The organism is Streptomyces sp. NRRL F-4489 (assembly GCF_001509485.1).
Taxonomy (GTDB): domain Bacteria; phylum Actinomycetota; class Actinomycetes; order Streptomycetales; family Streptomycetaceae; genus Streptomyces.
Window position 1 is genome coordinate 1 of record NZ_LLZI01000084.1, and the last position, 7,277, is coordinate 7,277.

Annotated in this window: 5 protein-coding genes, 1 tRNA gene and 1 pseudogene; 3 read left to right on the plus strand and 4 right to left on the minus strand. The window is 74.9% G+C overall.

Features of this window, described 5'->3' with window-relative positions; all coding sequences use genetic code 11:
- A pseudogene (locus tag ADL22_RS09160) lies at positions 1–240 on the plus strand (hypothetical protein); the annotation flags it as partial.
- A gap of 37 nt (positions 241–277) precedes the next feature.
- Here the strand turns inward: ADL22_RS09160 and ADL22_RS09165 are convergent.
- From ADL22_RS09165 to ADL22_RS09175, 3 genes are all read right to left on the minus strand, one after another.
- A complete protein-coding gene (locus ADL22_RS09165) occupies positions 278–1,804 on the minus strand; it encodes a nickel transporter (protein WP_234430609.1) in 1,527 nt (508 codons plus the stop codon).
- Between the two features lie 28 nt (positions 1,805–1,832).
- Entirely contained in the window at positions 1,833–3,125 is a 1,293-nt protein-coding gene (locus ADL22_RS09170; protein ID WP_079063967.1) for a tetratricopeptide repeat protein, read from the minus strand.
- Positions 3,126–3,187: 62 nt separating this feature from the next.
- Positions 3,188–4,657, minus strand: coding sequence for a DUF4331 domain-containing protein (locus ADL22_RS09175; RefSeq protein WP_066975616.1), 1,470 nt, complete (start codon positions 4,655–4,657; stop codon positions 3,188–3,190).
- Between the two features lie 270 nt (positions 4,658–4,927).
- Between ADL22_RS09175 and ADL22_RS09180 the strand changes: the two genes are divergently transcribed.
- On the plus strand, positions 4,928–5,575 hold the full coding sequence (locus ADL22_RS09180; RefSeq protein WP_420711549.1) for a hypothetical protein: 648 nt from the start codon (positions 4,928–4,930) through the stop codon (positions 5,573–5,575).
- A 157-nt stretch (positions 5,576–5,732) separates the two neighbouring features.
- Here the strand turns inward: ADL22_RS09180 and ADL22_RS09185 are convergent.
- Positions 5,733–5,806, minus strand: a tRNA-Thr gene (locus ADL22_RS09185).
- A 231-nt stretch (positions 5,807–6,037) separates the two neighbouring features.
- Here ADL22_RS09185 and ADL22_RS09190 point away from each other — a divergent pair.
- The gene (locus ADL22_RS09190) at positions 6,038–7,168 is read left to right on the plus strand and encodes an ABC transporter ATP-binding protein (RefSeq protein WP_066975620.1); all 1,131 of its coding nucleotides are present in this window, start codon (positions 6,038–6,040) and stop codon (positions 7,166–7,168) included.
- Positions 7,169–7,277 lie beyond the last annotated feature (109 nt).

Here is a 7,277-nt window from a genome sequence, read left to right on the forward strand (position 1 = left end):
ACCCTCGACCTCCTGGAGGCCGCCGCCCTCCTCACCGCCGGCACCCGCCTCCTGCACACCGACCCCCGCCACCGCGCCCCCGCCGCCCTCGCCGCCGCCCTCCTCCTCGCCGACGCCTGCCTCGACCTCCTCACCGCCGCCCCCGGCCCGGACCTCACCACCGCCACCGCCCTGGCCCTCACCGCGGAACTCCCCCTCGCGGCCCTCTGCCTCCACCTGGCCGTCCGCCGGCGGCCGTGAGAGGCCCGCCACCAACGCCCGGAGCCGACCCAGCGGCTCACAAATCAGGAACGCCCGGGATCCCCCGGAGGGTGAGTCCCAGGCCGACGGTGAGCACGACACCGGCGGTGAGCAGGGAGCTGTACGGGACGCAGCGGCGCAGGGTGGGGAGCCGGCGGCTGGTCATCGCGGCCAGCCGGGTGCTGCCACCGGCGAGCAGGACGCCCGCCGCGGCGAGCGCGAGCGCCATGCCCAGCCCGTACCCGATCACCAGCAGCACGCCGAACAGGGTGCGGCCCAGCGCCACCGCCCCGAGCAGCACGACCAGGGCGGAGGGGCTGGGGACCAGCCCGCCGGCCAAGCCGACCCCGAGAAGCGAGCCGACGCCGCTGACCCGCCCCCGGCGAGAAGGAGCCTCGTGATCGCGGCCGTGACCGTGGTCATGCCCGTGCCCGTGATCGTGGCGATGCCCGTGCCCGTGACGGTGCCCGGCGTGATGGTGGTGCCCGGCCTCGTACTGCTCCCCACCCCGCAGAACGCGGACGGCGCGGTACAGCAGGCGGCCGCCGATCGCCGTGATCAGCGCCCCGCTGAGCAGGCCGAGCCAGCCCAGCAGCCGCTCGCCCGCCAGACCGGCCGAGGCCGTCAGCAGCAGGCCGGTGAGCAGAACACCGGCCGTGTGCGTCACGGTCACCGTGGCCCCGACGGCCAGCGCCGCCCGCAGGCCGCCGCGCCGCTGCGCCAGGCAGGCGGCGACGGCGAGCTTGGCGTGCCCGGGGAGCGCGGCGTGGCCGGCGCCGAGGAGCAGGGCGAGGACGACCGCCAGCAGGCCCACCGGGAAGGTGAGGTCGCGGGTGCCGACGAGGCCGCTCAGCCGCCGTTCGAGACCGGGGAACGGCACGAAACTTCCCGGCGCGGTCGGTTCGGCGTTCTCACCGCCCCCGGCCGCGGTCGGCGCGCCGGACCGCGGAGCCGTCCGCACGTCGGCCGTGAGCGTGCTCAACGGGTGGTCGAGCAGCGCCTTCGGGTAGTCCGTCAGCGCCGCGCTGACGCTCTCGGCGGAGACGGAGGACGCGGTGAGGCGCAGCCCGTCGCCGCGCGCCGTGATCTCCTTCCAGCCGACGCGGCCGCCGTCCGCGCCCGAGGCGAACCGGACGTCGGCAGACCGGCGCAGCGCGGCCGGCGCGGCCAGGCCGCAGGTGAGCCGGGCGGTCGGCAGCCCGGCCGCGCCCGGTCGGTACTCCAGCGAGCTGCCGGTGACGCGCCAGTGCAGCGTCCGCCCGTCCGCGTCGGCGCGGATGTTCCCGGCCAGTTCGGCGCAGCGGGCCGCCGCCCGGGCGCCGGTCTCGGACCGGTCGACCGCGCCGTCGTGGTCGGTGTCGGCGGCGGCGCGGTCCTGGGCGGTCGGGATCTCGGCCGAGTCGACCACGGCGGTGTCCTGGATCCGGTCGGGCGACAGCCGCAGTTGGTCGAGGCGGTTGACGGAGAAGTTCCCCAGCGGATGGGCGTGCGCGGCGGTGGCGGGGGCGAGGCCGAGGGCCAGCCCGGCGAGGAGGCCGAGGACGGCACGCGGGGTTCGGTTCACGGGTGGGTTCCTGACGAGGAGCTCGTGGTCAGCCGTCCCGGCCGGGCAGGTCCGCCAGCAACTGCCGGGCCCGCGGGGCGTGGTAGGGCGAGAAGTACGGGTTGACGCGCAGCGCGGTGCGCAGGTCGGCGGCTGCCCCCGGACGGCCGAGCGCGGCCTTGACGGTGCCCCGGTGGTAGGCGAAGGAGGCGCTGCGCCAGCCGGTGGCGGCGGCCCGGTCCAGCAGGCCGAGGGCTTCGGCGTGCCGGCCCGCCCGGTGCAGCGCCCAGCCGAGCGCGTCCGCCACCAGGACACTGCGGCGCCGGCCCCATTCCGCGCGCAGCAGCCGGACGGCCACCGCCGGGTCGGCGTGGTCCGCCTGGTAGAGCATCAGTGCCGGGTCGACGGGGCCGCCGCCGGCCTCGGCAAGCCGCACTTGGGCCGCCAGCGCCGCCAGTTGGGGCCGCGCGTCGGCGTCCCGGTGCCGCGAGAGCTGCAGTTCGGCCAGCTCCAGCAGGAACTGCGGCTGGGGCGCCCGCTCGACCAGCGCGCGGTACGCCGCCACGGCCTCCTCGTACCGGCCGCGGGCGGCGGCCACCCGGGCGCGGCCGGCTTCGGCGTAGTAGTCGTCGGGGGCGGCGGCCAGGGCGCGCCGGTAGTGTGCGCCGGCTTCCTCCCAGTCCCCCTGCTCCCATGCCAGGTCGCCGATGCGGTGCTCGCAGAAGGCGGTGTCGCCGGGGGTGCTCGCGCTCCGCAGGGCGCGGTCGAGCGCGATACGGGCCTCCTCGGGGCGGCCGTGGGTCTCCAGGTCGTACGCGGCCCGGGTGTATCCGGGGACGGTGGGGGCGAGGTCGAGCAGGCGCTGGGTGTGGGCGGTGGCGGCCGGGTAGTCGCCGAGCTGGATCTCGGCGTCGGCCAGGACCAGGTAGCCGGTCGGCCGGTCCGGGGCCATGGCGATGGCGCGCCGGCCGGCTTTCCGGGCGGCGGCGAAGTCGTGGCGGGCGTTGGCGAGCATGCCGGTACCGGCGATCGCGTCGTAGTTGGCCGCGGGTTTGAGGGCGAGCGAGCGCCGGAACGCCTGGCCGGCGCCGGCCAGCCGGTCCGCGTCCAGGGTGATCCGCGCCTGGTCGAGCTCGGCAAGGCCCAGCGCGTTCCAGGCGTACGGATCGCGGGGGCGGCCGCGGACGGCGGAGCGGGCGGCGGCGAGGCGGTCCGCAGGGGCGGCCGGCAGTGCGGCGGGGGCGGTGGCGGCGGGGCCCGGGCCGGCTGCGGGCGGCGCGGTGGACGGGCCGAGCGAGAGCAGAGTGCCCGCGCAGGCCAGGACGGCCGCGCCGCCGAGCACGGCCGCCCCCGCCCGTCGCCGGTTCCGGGGGCGGCGGGCGGCCGCGGCCGGCGCTGGGCGCGTCACGGCAGCGCGTGCGGGAGGTTGAGGTACGGGAACACGTCGCTCGCCGGCTTCGGCTGGACGTCGAACAGCGGCTTGGGCAGCAGGCCGGCCGCCGACGGGCCTCCCGGTTCGCCCTCCAGCATCCGCAGCAGCGAGTTGTCGATCATGTCGTTGGGGCGGCGGCCGTTCGGGTAGCCCTGGAGGTCGCCGGCGAGCACCCCGAGGCGGTCGGGGGCGGCGGTGACCGGCGTGGTGAGGTTCAGCCGCAGTTCGTCCGCCCAGGCGAGGGAATTCGGGTCGGCGTCGGCGTTCATCGCCTGGGTGTTGAGGTCGAAGCCGAACTTGGCGCCGTTGTCCTTGCCGATGCCGCTCAGGAAGAGCGCCCGGATGTCGGTACGCGGTCCGGCCGGCGCGCGTCGGCCGCCGGCTGCCTCGATCTTGTGCGGTGGGGCCGGGTCCAGGGCCGAGGCGAGGAAGTCCCGGTCGTTGTGGTCCTGTTCCGCCGGGCGGGCGTTGAACCGGTCTTCGGGCCCGCCGGGCTTGGCAGTGGCGCCGAAGGAGCCCCACAGCGCGAAGCCGATGTGGGGGTTGCCGAGCCGGCCGACCTGCCGGTACGTGGCCTCCTGCGTCCGCAGGTCGCCGGCGAGGTCCGCGCCGGGCCGGGACACCGTGGCCCAGACGCCGACCACCGGGTTCCGCGCCGCGTCGCCGTTCAACGCGACCTCGGACTTGGGCACTTGGAGGATCAGGCTGCTGACGTTGATCGCCGCGAGCGGGTTCGCGGCGGGAAGGTAGCCCGGCACCGGCCCGGCCGTGCCGGCGATGAAGTACCCGAAGACGCGCGCGTCGGCCTGGAACGACTCCGCGGCCTGGGTGGCCAGCGCCCGCCCACCACCGGGCAGCGCGGTGGTCGCCTGGCCGCGCAGCGCGCCGTAGTCGGGCATCACGGCGGCGCTCTGCCGGGTCGGCGCGACCGGGGCGTCCTTGACCAGCGTCTGCGGCGCCCGGCCGGCCCGGATCCGCTCCAGCGTGTAGGTCTGGCGGAACCGCAGCGCCGGGTCCGTCAGCGAGCGGACCCGGCCGGTTGCGATCGGCCCCGCGCCGAACAAGCGGCGGTCCTCGGTACGGAAGGTCCACCGGTAGGTGAGATCGGGCCGGCCGGTGCCGTGGCTGTCGACATGGATCTCGTAGCGGGCTCCGCCTGCGGCGAAGGGGTAGTTGAGCGGCGTCGCCGTACCGGCGGGCAGCTGGAAGGGCTGGACGTCCGCGATGACGGTCACCATCGCCGGATCGTCGGGACTGGTGAAGGCGTAGACATCGGTGATGTTGGCCTGCGGGTCGGCGATCACGCCGGGGGCGTCGACGTGGCCGCCGGCGGCGCTGGTGCCGAGCCCCGGACCGGCCAGCGCGGAGGCGGTGAGCAGCGACCCGGCTGTGGCGAGCGCGAGCCTCCTGGTACGGCGGGACGGCGGACGGGGCATCGGCATCTCTCCAGGAATCCGTAGGACGTGCGCGGCTGCCTCGCGGCACGGGACGCGGAGCGGCCATGCGTCCACGCCAGGTGGGACCGTCCGGACGCCTGCACCCTAGGCAGGCTCCGAACCGCTCAAACGCCGGATGCGGTGCGGGTCAACCGAACGAGTGGCAGGTCCGCCCCTCCCGAGTGACCACCATTGCCGGGCTCGCACACCGTGCGTTACCCAGGAACCTGTGCCCCGCCACCGCGGCCGCACCAACTCGCCCTTCACTCCGGAGACTTGACGATGCGTCTGTTCCGCACCCTCGCCGCCCTCGCACTGGCCGGGGCCATGGCCCTGACGGCCGCCCCGGCCGATGCCTCCCCGCCCGCCGTCCCCGCCGCTCCGCACAGCGGGCCGTCGGCGCTCGGCCCGTACATCTCGCCGTGGGGCAGCGCCCATGTCCGCGTCAGCGACACCACGCGGCAGTGGCTCGACCGCAACGGCATCAAGCTCGGCGCCATCGCCCCGTTCACCCTGGACGAGGACGGCTACGGCTACGAGCTGCCGATCGGTTCGACAGCCGGCGACCACCTCGACGCCAAGGGCCGCATCTACTACCCCGGTGGCGTGACCCTCACCCAGGAGAGCACCGGCACCAAGGCCGAGCTCCAGGCCACCTGGATCCGGGTCATGCCGCAGCCCGGCTACGCGGCGGGCATCCGGCTCAACGGCCAGCAGATCAGCCCCGAAACCCTCATCGCCTACACCACCCCGGCCGAGGTCCTCGCCAGCGGCCGCCCGACCCTCAAGGGCTTCAAGCTCGACCGGGTGCCGTTCCACGTCACCGAGGACACGGCCGACCTGACCAGGTTCTGGTTCGGCGACCCCCTGCCCGCCGACTCCCTCTTCGGCACACTCACCCCCCGCTTCGACTACGTCCCGTAACGGGCCTTCCGCGGCCTCCCGCACCCCGGCCCCACCCACGGGCTCCGTCACAACAGCATCCGCCACAGTGCGGCCGCCCCACCTGCTCCCGCTCCGCCCCCGCGAAAAACGGCCCCGGACACCGAGTCCGAGGCCGTTCGCGCCGTTCCGCACACAGAGCCCCCTGTCGGATTCGAACCGACGACCTTCGCTTTACAAGAGCGGTGCTCTGACCAGCTGAGCTAAGGAGGCGTACCGGAAGAAGTGTACCCAGAGGTGTCGGATGGCGGGGTGCCTTGCCCGGGGAGGGGGCCGGCGGGCGGATTTGGTGGGGGTTCGGCTGCTGACAGGGGGGCCGCGCACCGGTAGCGTCACCAGCGGTCGGGCGCTGTGGACTACACCACTGCCGTGTGCCGCGGGGGCCGGCCGTTCTCTCCTTTACTCGGATCGTCCGGCACGTTCCTGCCGGTGAAGGGACACACCATGGCAACGGTCACCTACGACCAGGCGACCCGGATATACCCGGGTGCCGACAAGCCCGCCGTCGACAAGCTCGACATCACCATCGAGGACGGCGAGTTCCTCGTGCTCGTCGGGCCCTCCGGATGCGGGAAGTCCACCTCGCTGCGGATGCTCGCGGGGCTGGAGGACGTCAACGAGGGCGCCATCCGCATCGGCGACCGGGACGTCACCCACCTGCCGCCCAAGGACCGGGACATCGCCATGGTGTTCCAGAACTACGCGCTCTACCCGCACATGACGGTCGCCGACAACATGGGCTTCGCGCTCAAGATCGCGGGCGTGCCGAAGGCCGAGATCCGGCAGAAGGTGGAGGACGCGGCGAAGATCCTCGACCTGACGGAGTACCTGGGCCGCAAGCCGAAGGCGCTGTCGGGCGGTCAGCGGCAGCGGGTCGCCATGGGGCGCGCGATCGTCCGCGAACCGCAGGTGTTCCTGATGGACGAGCCGCTGTCCAACCTCGACGCCAAGCTGCGGGTGCAGACCCGCACCCAGATCGCCGGGCTCCAGCGCCGCCTGGGGATCACCACCGTCTACGTCACCCACGACCAGGTCGAGGCGATGACCATGGGCGACCGGGTCGCGGTCCTCAAGGACGGCCTCCTCCAGCAGGTCGACTCGCCGCGCAACATGTACGACCGGCCGGCCAACCTCTTCGTCGCGGGCTTCATCGGCTCGCCGGCCATGAACCTCGTCGAGGTGCCGATCACCGACGGCGGCGTGAAGTTCGGCAACAGCGTGGTGCCGGTGAGCCGGGAGGCGCTGGCCGCCGCCGAGGGCGACGCGACGGTGACGGTCGGCATCCGGCCCGAGCACTTCGACATCGCGGAGCGGAACGGCGGGGCCGCCTCGGCGCTGTCCAAGGAGTCCGCGGACGCCCCGGCCGGCCTGGCGGTCACCGTCAACGTCGTCGAGGAGCTGGGCGCCGACGGCTATGTGTACGGGACGGCCGAGGTCGGCGGCGCGGTCAAGGACCTCGTCGTACGGGTCAACGGCCGCCAGGTCCCGGCCAAGGGCACCCAGCTGCACGTCGTACCGCAGCCGGGCGAGACGCATGTCTTCTCCACGTCGACGGGGAAGCGGCTCACGGACTGACGGAGGGGTGGGGCGGGGGGGGGGGCCCGGGGGGCTGAGAGGCGGGGGCGCCCCAGGCGCCCCCTCCCCCTCCCCTCCCCCGCCCGTTCATCGGCGGGGTTGGGGGCGC